Source organism: Neisseriaceae bacterium (genome assembly GCA_016864895.1).
GTDB lineage: Bacteria > Pseudomonadota > Gammaproteobacteria > Burkholderiales > Neisseriaceae > QFNR01.
This window is the reverse complement of sequence record CP046107.1, coordinates 118,040-143,320: the sequence shown is the minus strand read 5'-3', so window position 1 is coordinate 143,320 and position 25,281 is coordinate 118,040. Positions and strand designations below refer to the sequence as shown.

Genomic DNA, 25,281 nt, shown 5'->3' with positions numbered 1-25,281 from the left:
TTTTCAATGATGCAAACAATCATTTTTAGCTGGGATATTAGAAAATCGATCTTCAATCCAAGGAAGAGAAATATTAATATCCTCATGACTCATATGGCCACCTTTTCTCTCTATATAGTGCACAAATAATTTTTTTTCACAAAATTTTTCCATCAGATTTTCTCGCCATCGCTTTTGTACAACTTCATCATTCTCTCCATAAATTAACAATAATGGAATATTTGTGTGGTATTTAGGTGCATCTTGTGCTACAAAGTAGGATCTGATGATGTTCAACTGTCGCTCAGAAATTCTGGAAATGTCTAAAGAAAAATTCCCAGCTACTAAAGACAAAGGTGCACTAAAAGAACATAAAGTTGAAAGAATTTGCAATTTATTATTGAAAATTGTTTCTTCCAAGGGTTTTAATTCAGGTGTAGTTTGAATAATCCCTGATAACATATAAGGTATCAACATATAGTGAAATACATTAATTTTTTTATCAATAAAATCCTCCAGAGCAGAAGACAATATTAAAGGTGCTGAATTCTGAATAGAACCTAATATATTTAAACTAGGTGCATAAAAGCTAACTATTTCACTTGCTCTTTGGGTAGCTTGTCCCCCCTGAGAATATCCCCATAACACAATAGGTATATCAACATCCAATTCAAATAATTTAATACTCGCTTGAATAGCATCGAGTACATCCATAGCTGCATCATTTGCATTTAGAAATCTATGTGAAGTATCACTCAATCCTAAGCCTCGGTAATTTGGTAAAATCACTCTGTAATGATTTTTTAATAACGCTTGAATATAATTCGAAATTGCCCATTGATATAAATTTCCTTCTATACCACAACTTTTGCCAATTCCTGTAACAGGATGTGCCAACACAACTATTTTATTTTTAGAATTTTTAGGTAATAAATAAATAGCAGAAGCTTTAACCAATTTATTATTATCGGCTGTTGTGAAATAAACATATTCAAAAGCTTTGTCAATATATTTATCAATCGAAAAAATTGGCTTATAGGCTGTATAGGAAAAAGGCTGACCTCTTTGACGAATATGCTTCACTTCCATTTGCATATTGTGTTCAACACAGCTTGAAAATAAGAATATGGTACTAAATAACAAAAAATTTCTCATTGAACTAAAAACTAATCATCCTATCTCTTAAATTAAAATTGTCATAAACAGTAGAAAACAAAACTACTAACCATGTATTATCTATAAAAATCATACCTCCATTAAAACATCACAGATATCAAAAAATTGATAATCTTTATTAAAAATATACTGCCTAATATTATTAAGATTTCTAGAAACAACAAATCCAACATAACCTAAAGGAAGATTTAATTGACATCCACTCATAATTCTTATTAAATTATTTTTTTCCTTACACAGAAATCTTTCTCTTCCTTGGTAAACAGAAAAAAATAGTTTTTTAAGTGGAATAACAACATGTTCCAGTGGTTGATATAATCCATAACCCAAAGCCTTTACAATAGACTCTTTCCTTACCCAAATATGCCACAACAATACCAAATCCTTTTCACTATCACTAATAGTAGCAATAAAATCTTTTTCTGCCTTACCCAAAATGAAATCAAGATCTTCAAAAGTTAATATGTTTCTACTTATATTTTCTATATCCACACCAACATCAAAGTCTGAAATAGCTATGGCAAATAATCCATTAGTATGACTTATTGAAAAAAAAGGGCCATTTAATAAATAAGGCTTACCATATTGGTTACTATAAAAATACGAATTAAGACCATGAATAGACTGAGATATTTTTTTAGCCAGAATGATTTTCATTAATAAATGCGATTTTAAATACGAAATTGCATCAAATTCCCTTACGAAACCATGATATTTTTTGATCTCCTCATCAGAAAATATATGCATATATTTTTTCACATCAATATTTATTTTATCTAACTCAACTATCCATATCTCAGTCATAACACAACAACCATCTATCTATTTTTAACCAGATAAGGTGCAATCGAAGATACCTTTTCACAAGTTTCTTCATATTCTCTTTCTGGATTAGAATCAGAAACAATCCCCGCCCCAACCCTTAAGAAGGTATCTTCACCAACTTTTAAAATGGATCTTAGTACTAAGGTTATATCAAACACACCTTTAGGATCAAAATAACCGACACCACCAGAATAAAGACCCCTGGGCATATCATCTAAACGATTGATGGCTTCAATAGCATATTTTTTAGGTAATCCAGAAGCGGTAACCGATGGAAATAAAGATGCCAATACTGAAAAAACACTCAATTCTTTTTCCATCCATCCTTCGACTGAAGAAGCCATATGTTGAACAGTACCTCTTTCTTTAACAACCATAAACTCTGTTATATTGGCTTTACCATTATTGCTAATTCTACTAATTTCATCACATGCTACCTTAACTGAAATAGCATGTTCAAATACCTCCTTAATATCTGTATATAATTCATTTTTTAATTCATCATTTTCTTTAAAATTATTTTTCAATGTTCTCGTTCCCGCTAAAGGCTCTGTCATCACCCTACCATCAGGTTCGATTCTCGCCACAAGCTCAGGACTGAAGCCAAAAGACTGTATCCCAACACAATTCAAAATAAATGAACGAGCAGGATTGTTAGCTAATCGGCCATTTAAATATGATTTGGAGAAATCTATTTCAAAAGGTACGGAAATTTTACGAGAGAGAATAACTTTATCATATTTTTTATCCAAAATCTCAGTCACTGCTATCTTAACTCTTTCCTTATAAGAATCATCTGTACGATAATAAACGTGGTTATAAAACTCACTCTTTAAATTGTTATCATCGAATTTTCTCATTTCTTTCTTTATTTCATCGTTTATTTCAGATACCAATTCTGCATCCCCCATTGATGAAATATTTTCTGTTGTTATTTTAATTTCAACGTTTGGAATAAATAAAAAAGCTAATAATATATTTTTTTCTAATTCTTCAAATACACTCAACTCCTCAATAGAAAACTCAAAAGTAACACCTACAAAAATTCTTTCCTCTGATCCTAAAAAATTTTTAGTATAATAATTCAACTCAATAGAAGGTTTAGCAAACCTTCCTTCAATAGAATGAATGTTACCATCAACAAATAACTCCACTCTGTCCGAATAAAGTTTAATCATTTTTTTATTTCCCAATGCAAAAAATGATTCTTGAGGAGATTCATAGGCAAAATAATCGTTATCAGTATATTTATCTGCTAAAAAACTTAATATATAAGGAATTTGTTTACTATCTATTTTCATCGTCATTTCATTCTCACTGGTTATTTATTTTAAAGTAATGCTACTTAATATCTCTCCTGCTCTGACTGCAGTAACAGACAATAAAGTAGAACTAAACCCATGAGAGTTTTCTGTACAACCATTCAAATAGATTGAGGATACTTCATTATTTTTCTTTTCCAATTGATAATTTCTGGTCACTGTAGGTGATTCTCCATTAAAAGAATAATCCTCTGGATGTGCTAATATATTTTTAATACTAGTTGGCTCAAATCCTGTGGCACAAACTAAAATATCCACATTTAATTCTTGAATATTTTGAGTAAATAAATCTTTTATCTTCAAACAAACACTATCTTCTTTTTCTTCACAATCTTCAATAATAGACGCATTCTTCATATAAATTCTATTTTTATTGAGCAAGGTATCTTTGTATTGTAGTTCGTATATCTTATTAATTAAATCCTCATCAACTACAGAATAATTAGTTGTTTTATGATAATTAAACAATAAATTCCTAGTTTCTTGGCTTGTTTCATACCAGTCGTTAACTACTTCGGAATCGAAAATTTGATTATTATAAGGTGTACTATCAGAAGGAGTTAACCCAAATCTTGAAAAAATGGCGTAAATATCCATATCGGGAAATTCATGATAGAAATAATTAATTACTTCAGCTGCACTTTGCCCAGCACCTAATATTGCTACTTTATTATGTTTGAAATCTTTTACCTTCTTAATAGAATCTAGTATATTGTAGTTGTGAAAGACTCTGATACCTGATCTAATTGATTGTGGCAACTTGGGAGATAACCCCATTCCTATCACTACATTTTCAGTAATGATATTTTTTTGCTCATTGGCTTCATTGATATAAGATAGACTAATAAGGTTATGATTTTGTTGTATACTTGTTACTTTACTGGAATATTTTACTGGAATCCGAATTTTTTTAGACGCCCATTTTAAATAGTCTGCAAACTCTACTCTAAATGGATAAAAAGACCTTAAATTGACGAAATCAGCCAATCTTCCTTTCTCAAACAAGTAATTAAAAAAAGTATATTCACTTCTAGGATTTCGGAATGTGACCAAATCTTTTGGGAAAGCAATCTGCATACTTGAGTCTGGCAACATCATATCAGGATACCAGGTAAAATTAGGTTTACTTTCTAAAAATAAAGACTTTATCTTGTTAGTATTAAAGCTATTATATTCTTCTATTGCAATTGATAATGCCAAATTAGAAGGACCAAAGCCCACACCAACAACATCATATTTTTTTTCCATAGATTTACTCCAGTTTAATTATAAATTATAATAATTATCATTATCATTATAATAATATTATTTAATGTTCACAATATTTTTTAAACATCATGTTTTTGCCTAATAACCTATAATTCGATTGGAAATAAAATGCGTCAAAGGATCTTATCTAAATATAAATATCTGGATGAAAAATTAGAAAATACTTACATAATGAATAAGTTATTTAAATTCAAATTATTGTATGAAATACTACTTGATGCAAGTCAAAAATTTCCACAAAATAAATTAATTCTCAATAAAAATGAATATAACACTTATTCAAGTTTTTTAGCACAAGTTGAATTAAATGCAAATATTCTATGGCAAGTAGGACTTAGACCGTATCAAGTAGTTACCATACAAATTGAGTCATTAAGAAATTTTTTATTGGCTTTCTTTTCGTGCTTAAGAATCGGAGTGATTCCTTTATTATCATTACCTGGTCACCAAAAAAAAGAATTATTAAATTTAGTTAATACTGTTTGTGCCAGTTTTATCATAACTGAAAAAAATTTTATATCAGCGAAAAATCATCTATCTATGTATACAACAATAACTAAGCAAGCAAATAACCCCATACAAGTTCTTTTAATAGACTCTTTACCAAGTCCAACATATCAACATAATAAAATTCCCAAATTTCTAGAAATCAAAAAACTAGTTTCAAGTAATGATCCTGGTCTTATGCTAGTTTCTGGTGGGACGACAGGTAAACCAAAAGTTATTGCGCGATCACACAATGATTATTACTATAATATTCAATGTGCTATCAAACAAACTCAGCTTAGTTCTAGTGATATATATTTAAGCATACTTCCAGTCGCCCATAATTTTATACTCTCTGCACCTGGCATATTAGGATCAATTATGACAGGCTCCTCACTGGTTCAGTGTAATAACCCTAGTCCAGAAAACGTATTTAAAGTGATCAATGATCATAAAGTGACTATCACTGCTCTGGTACCATCAATTGCGAATTTATGGACTGAAACACTGCAAAGAGAACCCATTGATTTATCATCAATAAGAGTTATTCAGGTTGGAGGTGCTCGTTTTAGCCCACAATGTGCTCAAGCATTCGATCAAATTATTGGTAGAAAATTACAACAAGTTTATGGTATGGCCGAAGGATTAATATGTTTTACTGAACTAAACTCACTTAGGAAATTAACCTGGATGACTCAAGGTAAACCAATGAGCTCCTACGATGAACTAAAAATTATAGGTGAAGATGGAAATCCCCTTCCATTAGGTAGCGAAGGAGAATTATTAGTCAGAGGACCTTATACAATAAGAGGTTACTATGGCAACGAAAGAGCTAACCATGATAGCTTTTCACCAGATGGGTTTTATCGCACTGGTGATAAAGTAAGGCTCCTTAAATCAGGAGATGTCATTATTACTGGGAGAATCAAAGATATAATAATACGTGCTGGAGAAAATATTGATTGCTCGGAAATTGAAGAATTAGCTATGTCACATCCAAATATCAAAGAAGCAGCACTAGTTGGTCTGCCAGATGAAGTTCTAGGTGAAAAATCTTGTCTGGTTATTACTGGAGATAATCCTCCAAACTACTCAGAAATTAGAAAATATTTTTCCCAGAATCAAGTTGCAACCTTTAAAATTCCTGATGAATTGGTGATTGAAAAAAAACTACCTAAAACATCCATCAATAAAATTGATAAAAAGAAAATTATCCGTAAGCTTTGTTCTTGATCGAATAGTAGTAATATTAAAAGGATTTTAATTCGCTAAAAATTTAATTTTGATTGTCAAAAAACAATCTGAGTGATAATTTGTTTCGCAAATATTACCATCAAATAACTATGGATGATAATCGGTAGCTAATTTATTGCTTTGATTTACCCACGATCCTCTAGTTTCTTTTTTGATATTCCAGCTAATCAAAATCATACCGATTTATTTTAAGTATTTTGTTTTATATTTTTATTTTATAAATAAATCCAGCCTATTTCTTATTTCTAAAAGTAAAGATCTATTACATTCCTTTTATGGATTAGATCAGTAACCAGTAGTTTAAATTAGACAAATATAATCAAATATTTTATTCCAGACATTTTTCTTCAAAAAAATACTCTTAAGCTGGAAGTAAAATAACTAACACAAAATAATCAACAAAAATATCTTATCTGGTTTATTTTCAATAACTAGCTATTTTTATAAAACCTACAGTCTATATTTAGACAGATAAAAAATACGTTATAACTATTGATATCGCTTGGTAAGATTCAGACAAATTTTTTCAAATTGTTCTTGCCATAAACAATGTAATTGTGCCAGGTCTTTTCGTTTAAACACATTTGCACTTAAATTAAGCCTCACCACCAAATGACTTTGATCGCCACCAGTATTAATAACATCTTCAACAATGCCAGCATTGATTTCTACGGCATAAGTACGTGGCAACAAGGGATCAGTTACTTCTGGTATTGCATCTAAAATTTTTGGCTCTGTAAACATATTCCAAGCACCACTATCTTTATTTGAAACGTTATTTAGAAGTCCATGGTAATTGAATTCTATTTCTGCTCCTGAAGGGCCTAATTGTTCTTGTAATAGAGAATATTCCAATGAACTACTTGGCATCGATGATAATTGATTTTTAATAGTATGTAGTTGTTCGAAAATATCTTCACTATCACTGTGTTTTAATCGTAATGGTACAACTGTAGTAAACCAACCTACTGTTCTTGATAAGTCATCATCACTATTCCCATATTCATCAAAAACTTGTTCGTCTCGACCATGATTTTCACGATCAATCAGAATTTCTTGTACTTCCATGCCAATCCGATTGGGATACCTTATCTTATACCAAACCAATACTGTTTCTAATAAGGTTAATAATAATACCTCTTCTACTGTAAAATTAAATAAGGTTACATCTTTTAAAATTCTGACTTTTTGTGAATCAGATAATACAGTCATCGTATAAGCATCTATTGCTAGGTCACGTTCAGTATCAATATACCTTTCTCCCAATGGTTCCCTACTAATATCTAAATATTTCTTCCAATGAGGTAATGAACCTAATACTATTGAGGATTTAGATTTTTCCACTAATAAATTCGACCAAGTAGTAAAGTAAGTTCTCTCTGGTATAATCACTTTTTTACTTATTTCTAACTGTCGGAAATCATCTAATAAAATTCTCCATGAAACACCGTCAACCACCAAATGATGAATAAATATTAGAATATGTCCGCCCTTTTGTTCATGTTTTGGAAAATAAACAATTTTTATATTAACGCCTAACTGAGGATCAATTAGTGCTGTAATTTGCTGTGAAATATTTTGAAGTTCGATCTTCTCATGTTGCATTAACGGTTTATTAACACAAAGTATCCAATTATCTTCATTCGAATTGAATTGATCAACATTCATAATTTCAAAAAACTGGTTAGTACCATTTTTGTGAATTCTAGATCGTAACATTGGATGAATTTTAACAATATGCTTTAAATTTTCTTTCAGTCGTTCCTCTGTATAATCGTGTGGTAAGGTAAATATCGACCACTGACAAAAATGTTGCCAACGATCAAAATTCACCAACCACTTCATAATAGGTGTTAACGGATAATATTTTTTTGCAATATCATCAAAATGATTTTGTCTTACTGTATTTTTTTCTATTAGTAAGGCAATTTGTCTAATTGTTTTAGCACCAACAATCATCCTTGGTGTCGCGAAATAACCATTTTGCTTGATCAGATTACATAACTGTATCACCAAAATACTATCCAAACCATAATGACGTAAATCTTCAAGTACATCAATTAATGTTCCAGATTCAAAGTCTAATAACTTAGCTACCAATTGAACTAGTTTCACCTCTGTTTCGGTTTTTGGTTTTTCTATAACTTTTTTTTGTATCTTAGGTAATGCATTAACATCTAGTTTTCCGTTAATAGTCATGGGAAATTTATCAACAACTACAATGTAATGAGGTACTAAATAAGCTGGTACTTTTTTCCTAAAATCGACCATAATTTGAGTGTTAATTTCATCACTAACATATATGGGGTTTAATATAATGGCGGCTGCTAGTCTCAATCCTGCTGAAGTTGATACCGGAAAGACCTTTGCATCAGCAATTCTGTAATCTCTCATTAAATTTTCTTCAATATCTTTGGGTTCAACTCTAAAACCTCTAATCTTTACTTGAAAATCAGAACGTCCATGATAGACTAATTGACCCTGTCGATTAATTGAAACTAAATCTCCAGTACGATATCTAAGACAACCATTATCTCCAGCGACAAATCTAATGGAAGTTGTTTCTGGGTCATTAAAATAACCTCCTGTGATTTGGTCTCCTGATAAATAAAGTTCTCCAATAACACCTTGAGCACAAGGTCTTAACCAATTATCTAATATTTGAACTTTAATTCCATCTAACGGAAAACCTATGATGGGCGTGTTACTTGCACAAATATCCGCCACCACTGCATCAACAGTCGCTTCTGTTGGCCCATAAAAATTTAGTATCTTAATACTATCAATATTTGATAAACGTCTCCATAATAAAACATCAATAGGCTCACCACCCAAGCCTAGAATTTTTAAACTAGAATTCTTTTTAGAAAATAAAACATTTAAATCAATATGTTTTATCATCGTAGGAGAAGTTTCAATAAACTCTATTTGATACTGTTGAATTGCTTCAACAAATAAACTAGGATCACGTTGGATTGATTCATTTAAAAGTACAAGTGTATTACCCGATAAAAAACATATTAACGGTTGCCAAGATGCATCAAAAGCAAAAGACCATGCATGCCCAATATGCAATAATCTATTTTCTTCTTTTTGCAATTTTTTTAAATATAAATTCTGATGAGATTTGAGTAGAGCTATTATATTACGTTGAGACACCGTAACCCCCTTGGGATTTCCAGTAGATCCAGAGGTAAAAATGATATACAAAGGCTGATCTAAACTAATGGTATAGTCGTTATCATCATCAAGAGATAACCCAGAAAAATTTAATGCTGCAAAATTTAAAGTGGCTACTGTATCAATAACTGATTGCTTATTACTAAGAATTAGCTTGATACGTGCTTTATTTGCAATATTTTCAACCCTTTCTATAGGAAAAGAGTAATCAAAAGGAATAAAAACATAATTTAACTTAATACACGCTAAAATACTTGCAACAAAATATTCATTTCTTGGCAAGTATATCCCTACTGTACAACCACTTTCTAGATTTTCTTGTTTCACCTTTTGCTTAATTAGTAAAGAGATTTGACGAACTAGTGTGTCTAGTTGTATCCAAGTGTAAGTTTTTTCTCCTCCTCCAGATAATGGAATAATAATTGCTTTTTCTTGGGATAATTTTTTGACATTTTTTTGAAAAATTGCCCAAATACTATCTGTATATTTGATGTTTTTATCAACATTAAGATTAGTAACGAACCCTTGCTCTAAATAAATAGGTATACTGGATAGACACTGTTTTTCATATTGAGAAACTTCTTTTAAAAATTTCAAAACAGACTGAACGATATATTGAGCATTGACAGAGTCAGTAATATCACTCCTCACTTCTAACTCTAGTCTAAATTCACCATCAACAACTGCCCCTACCAATGTTAGGGGATAATGTGTTGAATCCGAGGATTTTAATGGATAAATTTTTGTGTCGCCTAATTCAAAATTAGTCTCATAAGCAATAGGTGTATTTTGGAAAATGACCAGTGTATCGAATAATTGATTCATTTTTAATGCACGCTGAATATCAGTTAATCCAATAAATCCATATTCCCTCATCTCAAATAACTTATGTTGTAGTGCTCTGATCTGTTCCAAAATAGTTTCGTCAGGAATTAAATGTACCCGACATGGTACTGTATTAATGAATAAACCGATCATATTATCTACATTGACTATCTCTGCAGGTCGACCAGAAACGGTTAATCCAAATAATACATCTTCTTGATTAAGAATATTCCTTAACACAAAAGACCATGCAAATAAAAAAACTGAATTAATAGTCAATCCAACTTGCTGACACCATTTAGATAATATTTTTGTTTCTTCTTTTAATAAATACCCTTGATGCCTTGCCGGTAATGTGATTTTAAACCCCAACCCATCGAAATTAGACAAAAAAGTTGGTTGTTTTACCCCTGATAAATATTCTTGCCATTTCTTTAATGCTGTGGATTTACTCTTCTGCCCCAACCATATTACATAATCTCTGTAATTAGGTGGCTCTACCAACAAAAATGATCGATTTTTACAACATACATATAATTTCATTAATTCACTAAAAAAAATAGGTAGTGACCAACCATCAATAATGATATGATGAGCTGTCATTATAAAATAATGAACGTCTTTCTCACCTGATAGATATAAAAATCTAATCAATGAGCCAGCAGTCAAATCGAAAGGTTTTGCAAATTCTTCCTTGCTTATTGCTAAAACACGTTTATCTGTTGCAATGATATCATCTAAGGTGTCTATGGGTATTTCTTTCCAATAAAACTCAGCTTTGTTGGGAATAATTTGTATAGGATATTCTAAATCTTCATCAAAAAAAGCCGCTTTTAAATTGGGATAACGATCTAATAATAGGTGAATAGAAGATTTTAATAAATCTTTATCAATATTCCCTTCTATGCGAAATGAAAATTGAATATGATAAGGATCCTTACCTTGAGATAACTTATGCAATACAAACAGCCCTTCTTGCAAAGGACTCACTGGCCATACATCAATAATATCTACCCCGTTGTCCATAGAATACTCACTCTCTATTTTTTTTATTTTTCCATTTATTTAATACTGATTGTAAAGAATTATTTTTTCTAAGTTCTTCAATAACATTAACTTCTACATGATCAGAATGATATTTAAGAGTATTTTTTTGAGTAGATTTCAAATCGTCTATCATTTGTCCTAAAGTATAAATATTCTGATTTTCAAAAATCATTTGTGGTGTACAATCATAACCCATGTCTTTTAATCTATTAGACAATAAAATAATTGAAATACTATCCAGTCCAAGACTAATAAACCCAGCATTTCTACTCGGTTCTGGAATACCCAGTAAATCCATTATGAGTTGTGCAATATCCTTTTCAGTCTTTGTTTTAACCTTTTCTCCTATTTGAAAATTTTGAGGATTAGGTAACTTTCTATAATCGATTTTTCCATTTAAAGTTAAAGGTATTTGATCAATACGAATTAAAATATGCGGAACCATATACTCAGGTAACTTTCTGGTAATATCTTTCCTTATTTGTGGAAAACATTCCTCACTAAAACCTTGTTCTAAAACAATATAGGCAACTAAAAACGAAGACGTCCCTTGGGTACATAATTTAATAACTACTTCTTTAACTTCAGATAGTTCTAATAAAACAGAAACCACCTCTCCAATTTCTATACGGTGACCTCTAATCGAAATTTGAGTATCTGATCGACCTTGAAAATATAATTGTTGATTTTTCCATACTCCAATATCTCCAGAACGATACATTACTCCAGTAAAGAAAGGATTAGCAATAAATTTTGTTGAAGTAAGTTCTGGATTAGCTATATAACCACAAGCTAACTGATAGCCAGCAATATATATTTCACCACTAACATTATCTGGTACAGGATTTAAATATTCATCTAATACAAAAGTTTTTACATATTTAAAATCATTACCTAAAGATGGTATGCCATTCCTATAATGATAAATACTAGAAATAATAATGGTTTCTGCTGGGCCATAAGAAGGCCACACTTCAGCACCTTGCTGTTTTAATTTTTGTGCTAATGGTTCTGCCAAAAGTTCACCTGCAGACAAAATTTTAAATCCAGCAAAAAAATCTTTTGGATCCTCGCTCTTAACGACACTAGAAAGAATTGACCAAAAACTTGGTGTAGATAAAGAAATCATTGACTTTTTACTCTGCATTATTGGTTTTATTAAGCTAGGATTAAGTCTTTGATTTTCATCGGTAATATAAATTTCAAGATTATTACATATCGGCCATAATACATCAAAAACACCTAAATCGAAGTTAAAAGCGGAAAAAGAGAAATAGCAATCTAATGATTTTTTAGGAATACTCAAATTCATTCCATCTAGAGCCAGAGCTAAGTGCTTACGATTAACCAAAATACCTTTAGGTTCCCCAGTCGTACCTGAAGTGAAAATAATATATGCACCTAATTCTAAAGACAGAGACTGTATATCAGGTAACTCTATATTGATATTCACTTCATTCTGTAAATCACTTTCTAAACCTAATATCAATGAATTAATTTTAATATTAGACAATTTTCTCTTAGTATCAGTGATAATCAATTTTATATTTGCTTGCTGAATAATATTAGATACCCTATCTTCAGGTGTTTCTAAAGATAGTGGCACATAAGTTCCTCCTATTCTTAATACCGCCAATACCGCTACATAAAAATTAATTGATCTGCTACAAGAAATACAAATAAAATCTCCTTGCCTAACCCCTTTTAATAATAATTTCTTTGCTATTAAATTAACTTGATCATCAAATGACTCATAACTTAAACTCTGGGTAGAATCAGAAATTAACTTAGAGTAATCAACTCCTTGTGGTAAAAACCCATGTACAATCCTTTGACAATTTAAATCTATCTCTCCAATTGTGAAATCTTTTGATATTTTTTGATAAAAATTAAGACGTTCTGATGGTAGTAAAATTGAAAAATCTGATAAATGTTGTTGGGGAAAATATAAAGCAAGCTCAATAATCATCTCTAATCTAAGCATCATTTTTTCAATGCTTTTTTTAGTAAATAATCCTGTATCATATTCAACCAAAAATTTCAATTCAGGATTTGAGTTACTGATAATTACATCAAAATTTAGATCATATCTCGCCACTTTAGGTTTATAATTTATAGCCTCTATATTTAATCCAGATAAGTTGAAAGTAAAATCGCTTGGATTTTGTAAGCCCACGCCTACTGTAAATAATGGATGGCTAGTTTTAACCCCACTAGAAGAAAATTCCTTAACTAGTTGCTCAAAAGAAGTTGTATAATGGGAATAAGCATCCATCACAGTCCTTCGCACTCTTCTAGTCAACTCTAAAAAAGTAGGATTCCCCGATAAGTTAAATTTCAAAACAATAAGGTTAATGAAACAACCCACAATTTCTTGATCTATAATATCCTGTCTTCCTGAATCAGGTGTTCCTAGCACAATATCTCTTCCACACCCCAGTCTATGCAACAATAAAGCAATAGATGTTTGTATAAACATAAAAGGCGTTAAATTATTTTTTTGAGCAAATGAAACAACTTTCCGACCAATATTCAACCCAAAATTAAACTCTAAAAGATCTCCCTTAAATCGGGGCTCTGATGGCCTTTGAAAGTCGCAGGGAAGATTCATAGGACAAGGTAAATCACGTAATTGATTTTTCCAATAATTTAAATCTCTATCTGACATATTATTTTTAGTCCAATATAATTCCCTTCTCCCTATTTCATTAATATAATTCGATTCAGTTTCTTCTATGTAATAATCCTTATCTTTCAACAAATTATTAAAAATAATATTAAAATCCTTAAGAATATTAGCAATGGACCAAGCATCACAACTAATGTGATGAATAGTGATAAGTAAAACATGTTCTTGTCCTGATACAGTTGTTTTATTTTCCAGTGTAAATAAACCAAATCTCAACATTAAATCATTAGTCAAATCAAAGGATTTACTATGAAATAAATTAATTTGATGTGGTAAAAACTTTTGTTTGATTTTTTTATGCACTGCCATTAAACGTGATTCCAATTGATTTTTTGATAAAACCAACTGATATGGGCCATCTTCATCAGTTTTAATAACTGTCCGTAAGGATTCATGTCTGTGGATTATCTGTAATACAGTTTTTTTGAAAAGATTGAATAACAACTGACTATTATATTGTGTTTTTTCATCTTTTATTTTTACTGTTAATGGTAAATGATAAGTAGAACCTGTATTAACAACCTGAGACAGTGCCCAAAATCTTGTTTGAGCAGAACTTGCAACAATTCTATTAGTTCTGTTCCATTTAACCCTAGAAAGTGAGTAATTTGGCTTTTCATCCAATTTTTTTAAAATATTTAAAGGTGTTCTTAATTCAAAAATATCACTAATAATTAAGTTACTATCAAAAGTTTGATTAATTCTAGTAACTAATTTAGTAGCCAATAGAGAATGGCCACCAACAGATAAAAAATCATCTGTATCTCTAATAGTTTGTTCACTACAGAGTACTGAAGTCATAATAGATTTTATTATGTCTAATTTAAAGTTATAGCTAGATACACTGATGTTACTAGATACAGTAATTCTGTCCAAAATTGTTTTTCTCAAGCATTGTATATCAACTTTATTATTTTTAGTTTTTGGAATGATATCTACAATTTTGATAATATTAGGTAATAGATAGTCGGGTAATACTTGTGACAACTGTTTTTCAATATCTATTTCTGTTAGGAGACTATCAGAATCTATGACAACTGCAGCTAACAACCCCGTTGCATTCTTTTCTTGGTTAGAAATTACACTAGCTGCTACCACACCTTTGATATTTGATAAAGCACTGATAACTTCCCCTGGTTCTACTCGAATACCTTTAATCTTAATTTGATCATCAGCTCTACCTAAACAATAATAATTACCATCTGAACTTTTATAACCTAAATCTCCAGAACGATACATTCTTGTGGCCTTAAATCCTATATTAATCTCCCTAGGAATAGCTACAAATCTAATCGCTGTCTGTACCGGATCATTAATATAACCATTCGATAGATTTTTCCCCACAAGATATATCTCACCGATTCTACCTAAAGAAACTTCTTTTAACTGTTCATCTAAGATTAATAAATCAGTATTGGTAATAGGTTTGCCTATAGAGGCTACCTTTTTCTCACTACTGAATGTACTATCTGCCATGACAACATGCGTTTCCGCTGGACCATAATGATTATGCAGCTTTGGGCCATCATCATTACTGATCCATTGCGCCAATGCTGAACTAACTTCTAACTTTTCACCAGCTTGAATAATATGTTCCAAATTAGGTATTTTTTTATGTATGTAAACAGATGCTAATTCATTGATAACCAAATTAGTTGCAAACAAAATATCAACCCTATTTTGTTCCAAATAGTATGACAAATCTGAAATATTTTTACGCAAGTCTTCTGGTACAATAACCATCGAAGTCTGAAATACAAAAGCAGTTAATAATTCTTGTATAGAAACATCAAAATAACTAGGTGCAAAATGTGCAATCACTTGTTGTTGATTGATTGAAATTTCCTCTTTCTGCCAATTAATTAAATTCTCCATCACAGACCAAGGCATACTAATAGCTTTTGCGACACCAGTGGTTCCAGAAGTATGAATAATATACGCAGTATTTGCCAAACTAACTGAGCTTAATCGTTCTGATGGGGTAAATGGTTTCTCATTTCCCGTTTTATCATCTATTTCGTCAAGGTCAATCATCAGACCCAATCGTTCAATAGAGTGTATATCAATAATTATTTCTGGTTTTAGCCTGTCAATGATCTGTAAATACCTTAAATTTTCAATTTCACAATCAAGTGGAACTAAACAAGCTCCAGTTTTCCATACAGAGATTGCTAATAAAACAGCCTCAATGCTTCTGGGCAATGAAATGACTACTTTAGTTTCCGGTCGACAACCAAACTGGATGAGACGCCGCGTTAAATTATTAAGATGGCTATCACATACAGCACTACTGATTGTTATTAGTTGACGATTTTTTAAAGATTGACCTGTAAGCTGAATTCCTCTAATTCTATCCACTAAATGATTATCCTTAGACAATATTTTCTTAGTGAATTTTCCTTTATTATTGATGATTTCATTAACACAATCATTAAAGGTATTTCTGACAAATTCAATAGAAAATCCAAAATCTACTTCATTAGCCATTAATAATCTCACCTGTATCGAATCAGATCCAACATTAAAAATAATGCTGACTGGATAATGAGTTCCATCTTCATACTCGTATTTGCTTAACTTGACCCCAGGCAAAGGATTAGATAACATATTAAAGTCTATAGGGTAATTTTCTATAACCAATAAGCTATCAAATAATTGATCTTGTCCAGATAATGACAAAAGCTCTGAAAGAGGGATGGGCACATCAGATGACATCAATAAAATCTCACCGACTTTCCTAGCTGACTCTAAAAGAGAACCATTCGCTTCGGTGATATGAATAGGTACAGTATTAGAAAATAATCCTACTACATTCTCAATATCTTTAATAAAACTTGGCCTACCTGCTGTCACTGAGCCAAAACTAACGCTTTTCTTGTCAGTTAGTTTCATTAGACATTTGGCCCAAATGACATGTAACAGAGATCCAAACGTAATTTTGTTTTCTTTAGACAATACTTGTAAACGCAGTAAATTCTCTTTTCCTATATTCCATTTTAACTCTCTTCTATATCCCTTATCTTCTCCTGATTGAACCAAAATAGTACTATGAATACCTCTCAAATACTTCTTCCATTTATATAATGCTTCTTTTTTAGGTTGAGATTTGATTGAATTAATGACTGTAGCAATCGAAGATGTCTTTACAATAAGCTCTCCTTTATAAGCATCAAATAAGTCTCTAAGAATAATAGGACTTGACCAACCATCTGCTAATATGTGATGCATCAATAAAATGATGACGTGTTCTTTTTTATTTTTTGAAATCATACAAACTCTAAATAATGGAGCAGAATTAATATTAAAATTTCTATTCAATTTTGATTCCGTATGTTCAATAAATTCTAGAAAACTACCGTGTACGTCATCAGAAACATATTGTTCATAGAGCCAATCTAGTTTAACTCCATCCAATTTTGCAAAATATTCTTCATCTTCCCTATGAAAGGAAGCTCTTAACATTTCATGTTTTAATAAAACTTGACACCATGCATACTTTAATTGCTCTGAGTTAAGATCCCCCTCAAAAAAAAGCCTTATTTTGATAATATAGGCATTATTACTTTCTATACCTGTTTCCTGAATTTGAAATAATCCCTCTTGTGTATAAGTCAAAGGTAAATATTTTTGTTCCACAAGCAAATGACAATTTCTTTTCAAAGAATCAATTTCATTCTCTATTAGGTTAATAAACTGCTTAAGTTTATTGTTACTAACTAGTCGAGGAGACCAAATAAAATTTAACCTTAACTGTTGTTGGTTTTGATTTTTAACGAGTTGTGCTGTGATAGAAATAGGATTTCTCAATGGTAACTCATCAGAATACAATATTGATAATGCTTCTTCACCTTTTACTGTATTAAACAATTGTTGATTTTTATTGCCATCCAAACCCAGATCTAACTCCCCTAAATAATTAAATGAAATCTCAGAACGATCTTGGTGGTCATGAGCAATGCTAAATGCATTGTTATTATCCCCCAGTTGTGTATGTATATAGGTAATCTGTTCTTTTAAATCAAGTTTCGTAGGGATCACAAGAGATCTAATTGTGGTAAACCATCCCACCGTTTCTAGATAATCTAATTGATCTCTTCCATGAGACTCTAGATCAATAGAGGTAATACCAGGACCGAATTTATCCATATGACCAATTGATTTTGCCACCAAACAAATTAAAATATGTTCGATATTTAAATTGACATCATAAAAATTATTTCTAAGTCTATTTAAAGTCTCCACTAAGTTAGCAGTTAAAATATGATTAATAGATATTGTTATCATCTTAGATTTAAATGCAGTATCTAACTTGGGGTCTAATTTTTTTGAAATTATTTTAGCCCTATGTTTAGGTATTTCTGATGATAAAAATTGTATCTTTTGTGAGCCAAATATTTTTGCGTATTCTTTTAATGAATACAAGACAGGTAACAACTCCTTTTCCTGGTAGAGCAATCTCAATTCTTTTAAGATAGTCCTAACAGAAACCATATCTGCAGCCAGATGGTGAATTATTAATACTATGTTTTTCTCTGCATTTTTGACATGATTAATCACCCCAACCACTATATTTTTACCCAAATAAGGATTTAAAAATTTACCTAAATTATTTTTTATTACATCAAATGATAAATCATCACCCTCTAGAACTATCACTTCAGGCATCACATTAGGATGATTACTTGGTAAAGTGATAGCAAGTTCTGAACTTATATATCTTGTTCTCAATGATGAGTGTCTTGCTATCAGTTTCTCTAACAATACTACTATTTTTTCATCAATATCCCTTGGAGCATCTAACAATATACTATAGGCAAAAAGTTGATCAGACTTATTTTGTTGTAAATATTCTTGAATAATAATTGTTGGTAAAAAACTTCCAACATCTTCTTGTGATTTTAAATTTTTGGTTTTATATACTAAATTCCCTAAAGCACTGTTATCTTCAATTTTCAACATCATTGCTAAATTAACTAGACTTTCTGCTTCAAATAATTCTTTAGGGGTTAATGGAATGTTATTTTTCTTTAAATAGCCAATAACTTGTAATGCACCAATACTATCTCCCCCTAATTCTAAAAAATTTTTGCTCACATCTAGCTGAGCAATATCTAAAGAAAGTACTTTAGAAACAGACTCCTGCAATAACATTAAAATATTATTTGGATACTTGAATTCCGGTGCAAGTAGGTTTGAGTTAGAGTTAGACTTAGATTTAATTTGATAGAATTGGTTGATTATTTCTTTTTTATTGACCTTTCCATTTGATGTTATTGGTAAAGAAGGTAATAAAATTATTGTTTGGGGAATTAAATATTGAGGTAATTTATCCTTTAACCTAACTCTAAATTCTAAACTGACATCTTGAATAGAACAATTATTATCTACGGTAATAGCCGCAATTAAAGAGGGACGTTCCACAGAATCTTCTACACCTACCCACACAGACGATATTTCTTTGAAAGATAAGAATGCTCTTTCTATTTCTCTTGGTTCGATCCTTAAGCCTCTAATTTTAAATTGATTATCAACCCTCCCATGTAAAACTATTAATCCATTTGCATCAATAGAAGCCAGGTCTCCTGTCCTATATATACGGTAACCTAATTCTTTAAATGGAGAGGCAATGAATCTCATAGCCGTTGCAGTTGGGTTATTCCAATAACCTCTGGCTAACCCTGTACCACCTAGGTACAACTCACCTTTAACCCCAACCGGAACAGGCTGTAATGCACTATCTAAAATAACTGCACTCATGCCATAATCTGGCAGTCCTATAGGCACCTGATCTCCCATAAAGTATTGCTTCTCTATATAAGTAAGTGCATTCACTGATGCTTCACTAGGGCCATACAAATTAACAATAGTATGTTCTTTGCTCCATTCTCTAAAAGATTTACTAGAAACTGCTTCAGCTCCTACTGAGATCACAACATCTTTATCAATATTTTTAGGATTACCTAAAGTATCCAATATGGTTGGTGTCACCGCTAAATTAGTAATACTATGTGCTTTTGCTGCTCTTAATAAATCTTCTCCTGCTCTCTCATGATCTTCAACAACTTTTATGTGTCCTCCAGTTACTAAAGATGATAATACCTCAATCAGTCCAACATCAAATGTCATGGAAGCTAACGATAATAAACGGATAGGTTTGTCCAAATAAAATATATTTCGAAACCAATATACAAGATCAGATAAACCAGCATAACTGATAGAGACACCCTTAGGTTCACCTGTTGAACCTGAAGTAAAAACAATATACGCTAAATAGTTGGGATGAGGTGGATTGATAAAACATTTACTGGTTTGATCCCCATTAAAATTTAATAGATTGTTGAAATCTACTATACATAATTGAAAATTATTCCAATCGATTTTTTCTGAATATTGTTGAGTTGTTAAAAATAGGCTAGGTTTGAGTTTATCTATCAATTGAATTAACCTATCTTTGGGATGATCAGGATCTAAAACAACATAAGTACGTCCTATAAACAAAACAGATAGCATCAATATAATCTGCTCAAATCTATTATTTGCATAGATAATAATAATTTCTTCCTTACCATTTTTACCCAACTTTTCTATCAATAACTTACTAATAACACTTAAAACAATTAATAAATTTTTATAATCTAATTCATAACCCATGCCCGATATAGCAATTCTATTTTTATAATCTATTAAAGATTGATATATTATTTCTGGTAAAAATTTGAATGGCTGAGAAGATGTTTTAAAATATTGTTCGTATTTAAAATTAATATTATTCTGATTAATATTAAAATAGTTAAGTTCTGATATTTTTTTTGTTGGATCATTTAGAATGAAATCTATACTTTTAGCTAATGCATTTTTAAATAAAACTGCACTTTGTTCATTATAATATTTATCAGATAGTAACAAATCAATTTTATGTGTAACCCCTTCTATTGTGTAGAGAATAATCACAGGGAATTTAGGTAATCTAATATCCCAGTTAATTGCTTGAGCAACAAAATTATCTGTAACCAAACAAGGCAATTGACCCTTACGATAATCAACTAAAATTGAAAATGGAATCTTAGAGCTATCTAAAAATATTTTCTCCAGAGGTACGTCAGCATAAGACATTGCCTCTAAGACTGTATCTCTAACATTACTTAGCAAGGTTTGTACTTCCCAGTCTAAATCGCATTGAATCCTAATTGGTAAAGTATTAGAAAAATAACCAACCACATCAATATAATCTCTATGATCTCTACCATGTACAGGAATGCCAATACACACATCTTGTTGTGAAAATCTAGCCAAGACATTGATAAGACAAGTTTGGAACCAATGAAAAGGAGATATTTTATATTGTGTTTCATACTCTTCTACTTGAGCTATTTCTTGATCATTTAGTATAATCTGCTGGTGTAAGACCTTCTCCAGTCTTGAACTTTCCATATTTTGACTAAATGTTAGAAAAGGTAATTCTGTTAATTGAACTCCTTCCATTTTATTTTGCCAATATTCTTTTGAATTATTCGAAAAATGATCCAAATTATTGAGTAATTCAAAATACCTAACATTTCCTGTCACTGAGATAGGTATTGAAGGACATTTTAGTAACTTATTATACAATTCAATAATCTCATTGAATAAAACTCTTACTGACCACTCATCTGCCACAATATGATGGATGACGATTAATAAATAATCTTCGATATTTTCTTCTTGAGACCTATAATAAAAACATCTAATCGGCAGTTCATCCTCTAGATTAAATGGTCGATTTATCTCTTCATTAATCAATTTATAAAGATGATCATGGTGAGTATAATCAATGATTCTAAAAGATGAATCCCACTGTTCTATAACACACTCCCATTTTAAAATTCTAGCTGTTAGAAGTGAAATATCATATACACTAGTTAATATTCGATGTTTTTCTAAAATTTTTAAAAAAACTTTTTTTAGCAAATCTACATCAGGTAGCCCAGAAATTTTTAAAACTAATGGCATATTATAAAGACCCGGAAACTCGGATATTTTCTCCGCACTTAAAATTCTCTTCTGGCCCATGGTCAGATTAAATTGTTGAGAATCAAAATTGGTTAATAAATTATTGTCTTCATTTAATAGGCTATTTCCTGAGTCTTTATTTCTCCTTTTAGTCAATAATAATGCTATCTCTTCTATTGTTGGATGATCGAATATATCTTTAGCAAGCAGTCTAACCCCAGTAATGTGCTCAAAATAACTAAGTAAAGCCGCTATTTGTAAAGAGTACCCTCCCAATTGGAAAAAATTTGAAGTTGCATGAATATTTTTAATACCCAATACTTTTTCGAAACCATTAGCAACTATCTTTTCTTCATCTGTTGATATAGGACGAACGATATTGTCGTCCAACATAGGTTTCGGTAATTTCTTTCGATCAATTTTTCCATTGAAAGAAAGTGGTATTTTGTCGATCTTAGTAATAGAAACTGGTTGCAAGTAATAAGGTAATACCTGTTTTAGTTCCCATCTAACCTTATTTTCATCAATTGAACCGATATAATAAGCATAAAGGACGGATTGATTGCCTATTTCCTCAGTTTTAACGACAGCCGCAGATACTCCTGATATCTGTTCTATTGTCTGTTCTATTTCTTGCGCCTCAACTCTTACACCATGCAAAGATAACTGGGCGTCTGAACGACCACAATAACAAATCTCTCCTGATGATACATCTATAAATGCTAAGTCCCCAGTACGATACATTCGCTCACCAGAAATAAATGGATTTGCAACAAATTTTTCTGATGTTTCAGAAGCTAGTTGTAAATACCCATGAGCTATCTGAGGACCAAATAAATATAGTTCTCCTAAAAAACCATCTGGTATAATTTCTAATTGATAATTCAAAATGACAAAGCCCACTGTGTCCAAAGAATATCCCAGTGTAGGAACTTTATCTTCCTTACATGTTAAATAAGTGGAAATAATAGTCGTTTCAGTAGGCCCATAAAGATTGCTCACCTTGGCTTTACCTTTTATCAAATGATTGCTAACTTTTAAAGATAAAGTCTCTCCACCACAACAAACATGTATACCTTCTAAGTTACAAGATTCCGTTTTAATTATTTCAGACCATAAACTAGGCGTGGCTTCAATAATAGAAGGTTTTATTACATTGATCTGATGACTCAATTCAACAGGATCCCTTGACCATTCTGATTTCCCTATAACAAGATTTATACCATAGTAAAGAGGTGCTAGAATTTCAAAAATTGCGATATCAAATCCCAAAGTAGATAATGCTAAATATCGACTGGAATCTTCCAAAATAAATTTATCTTTCATCCCATTTAAAACTGAGTTCAACCCCATTCTACTAATAATGACACCTTTAGGCTCTCCCGTAGTGCCTGAGGTAAAAATCACATAAGCAGGAATATTATGATTGATAATTGCTTTGGGTTTATTCTCCAATGAGCAATGGTATATTTTTTGTAATGTATTTTTATCCAAAATGAGATTTTTAATATTTCCAAGATTTTTAGTAATTTTTTGACACATTAATTCGGAATTACTAATAATTATTTTAGGTCTACTTTTATCTACAAATTTTGTTAATCGTTTCAAAGGTTGGGTAATATCTAAAGGCACAAATATTGCCCCTACATATAAACAAGCTAAAAATGCAATTGGAATATTTATAGATCTCTCAATTGCAATCACAACCGTGTCACCAACAACTACACCCTTATTGTTAAGAATTTTAGCTAAAATCTTCACCCTGTCCCATAACTCCTGACGAGTCACTCCACTCTCTAGATAATTCACAGCAATTTTATGGGGGTCATACATCACTAATTCTTGAATTCTTTCCATAATATCTTGTTGTTTAGTTGTAAAAAGGTCATCATAAGATAATTGTCTATTTTGTTTGTTTAGCTCTATTGATTCTGACTCTAGCTGAATAAGTAATTCATACCAATCATGTAGTAATGCTTCAACTAATTTTTTAGGTAATAATTCAGAATGATATTCACAAGATAAAGTCAAATCTGCTTCATCCATTGAAAAGACTACATCAAATAGACTATGTTTGCTGGAAATATGCTGTCCTCTTACTATTTCATCTTCTAATTTAATTTCTCTGTTAATATTTCTGTGTAGGACAATAAAATCAAACAAAGGATGTCTTATCCCCATATTGACAATTTTCAACTCATGTATTAGATCTTCTATACACAAAAAACGGTACCTATGAGATTTAATAATTATGTGGTGTACTTTACGAATTAATGCATACAAACTTGTATGATCATCATGTTGAAAAATAATGGGCAATAATGTAATAAAATTACCGATTGTTTTAAATGATTCTTCTGATTCCCGTTGATCAATAGCAGTTCCTATAATGGTATTTTTCAGTCCTCTACGAGTTAATAACAAAAATACGGATGCCATCAAAATTGGCGTCAGACTAACTTTTAGTTCTTTAGCTACCGACTTCAATTTTTTTAACTGATCTATGGTAATTTTTTGTGTAACAGTATCGGATATATACTTGTTTTTATTATTTAATTTATTTCTATATATAGAAAATAGATCTACACGTTCTAACTGAAAATAAGGCTTTAAATTTTCTATCCAATATTTATTGGAATTAACTATCAAATTACTTTCAATATTGGGCTGTACATCAGAATGGCTTAAAAAAGATATAGATTCATTATTACCTAATTTGAAATAAATACTTTCTAATTCTGATAACAAAATTTGCCAGCTTATTTCATCAGCAGCAATGTGATGTAAAACTATAACCAATTCGATATGATCATCAAATTTTTTTAGTAATATTTTAAGAGGGGCAGATTTTTTAATATCTATTGGTTTTATAGTGTCTACCCAATTTAGGCCAGATTCAATCTCTAACCAATCTAAGTGCTGTAGCACTTCAGGATAGAAAAAATCACTTTTTTTAACATAGATAGAATTTAAAATTGGATATTTTTTTACTAATATTTCAAATGCATTTTTTAATCTTGAGACAACGATAGAATTTGAAAAAATAAATTTCCAAGCTAAAAGACTGGCCATTCCCTCTACATTAGGATCTAATTGTAATTGCTGTAGCTGTTGTCTACTAAGCCTTTGGGATTCTATTTCGCGTTTTATCTTATTCTTCTTAAATCCGGCCGCCTCAAGTTTTTCTCTTAATAATCTTTTTTTTCGATCTTCATTATTTTCAAGTTTCATATCAGTCAA

7 protein-coding genes are annotated in these 25,281 nt (G+C 30.8%); 1 reads left to right on the top strand and 6 read right to left on the bottom strand.

Features of this window, described 5'->3' with window-relative positions; genetic code table 11:
* Positions 1-3: 3 nt before the first annotated feature.
* The 4 genes from GKC53_00560 to GKC53_00545 form a co-directional block, all read right to left on the bottom strand.
* The gene (locus GKC53_00560; protein ID QRN40668.1) at positions 4-1,134 is read right to left on the bottom strand and encodes an alpha/beta fold hydrolase; all 1,131 of its coding nucleotides are present in this window, start codon (positions 1,132-1,134) and stop codon (positions 4-6) included.
* A 90-nt stretch (positions 1,135-1,224) separates the two neighbouring features.
* The gene (locus GKC53_00555) at positions 1,225-1,959 is read right to left on the bottom strand and encodes a 4'-phosphopantetheinyl transferase superfamily protein (protein ID QRN40667.1); all 735 of its coding nucleotides are present in this window, start codon (positions 1,957-1,959) and stop codon (positions 1,225-1,227) included.
* Between the two features lie 14 nt (positions 1,960-1,973).
* Positions 1,974-3,287 (bottom strand): salicylate synthase, encoded by a 1,314-nt coding sequence (locus tag GKC53_00550; protein QRN40666.1) that lies wholly within the window; start codon positions 3,285-3,287, stop codon positions 1,974-1,976.
* An 18-nt stretch (positions 3,288-3,305) separates the two neighbouring features.
* A complete protein-coding gene (locus tag GKC53_00545; GenBank protein QRN40665.1) occupies positions 3,306-4,550 on the bottom strand; it encodes a SidA/IucD/PvdA family monooxygenase in 1,245 nt (414 codons plus the stop codon).
* A gap of 129 nt (positions 4,551-4,679) precedes the next feature.
* Between GKC53_00545 and GKC53_00540 the strand changes: the two genes are divergently transcribed.
* Entirely contained in the window at positions 4,680-6,290 is a 1,611-nt protein-coding gene (locus GKC53_00540; GenBank protein QRN40664.1) for an AMP-binding protein, read from the top strand.
* Positions 6,291-6,800: 510 nt separating this feature from the next.
* On the opposite strand, the gene GKC53_00535 is transcribed toward GKC53_00540, so the two are convergent.
* Together GKC53_00535 and dltA are read right to left on the bottom strand one after the other, a co-directional pair.
* Positions 6,801-11,342: an AMP-binding protein gene (locus GKC53_00535; GenBank protein ID QRN40663.1), complete on the bottom strand. Its 4,542-nt coding sequence runs from the start codon at positions 11,340-11,342 to the stop codon at positions 6,801-6,803.
* A gap of 7 nt (positions 11,343-11,349) precedes the next feature.
* Complete coding sequence (gene dltA / locus GKC53_00530) at positions 11,350-25,272, bottom strand: D-alanine--poly(phosphoribitol) ligase subunit DltA (GenBank protein QRN40662.1); 13,923 nt, start codon at positions 25,270-25,272, stop codon at positions 11,350-11,352.
* Positions 25,273-25,281: the final 9 nt, after the last annotated feature.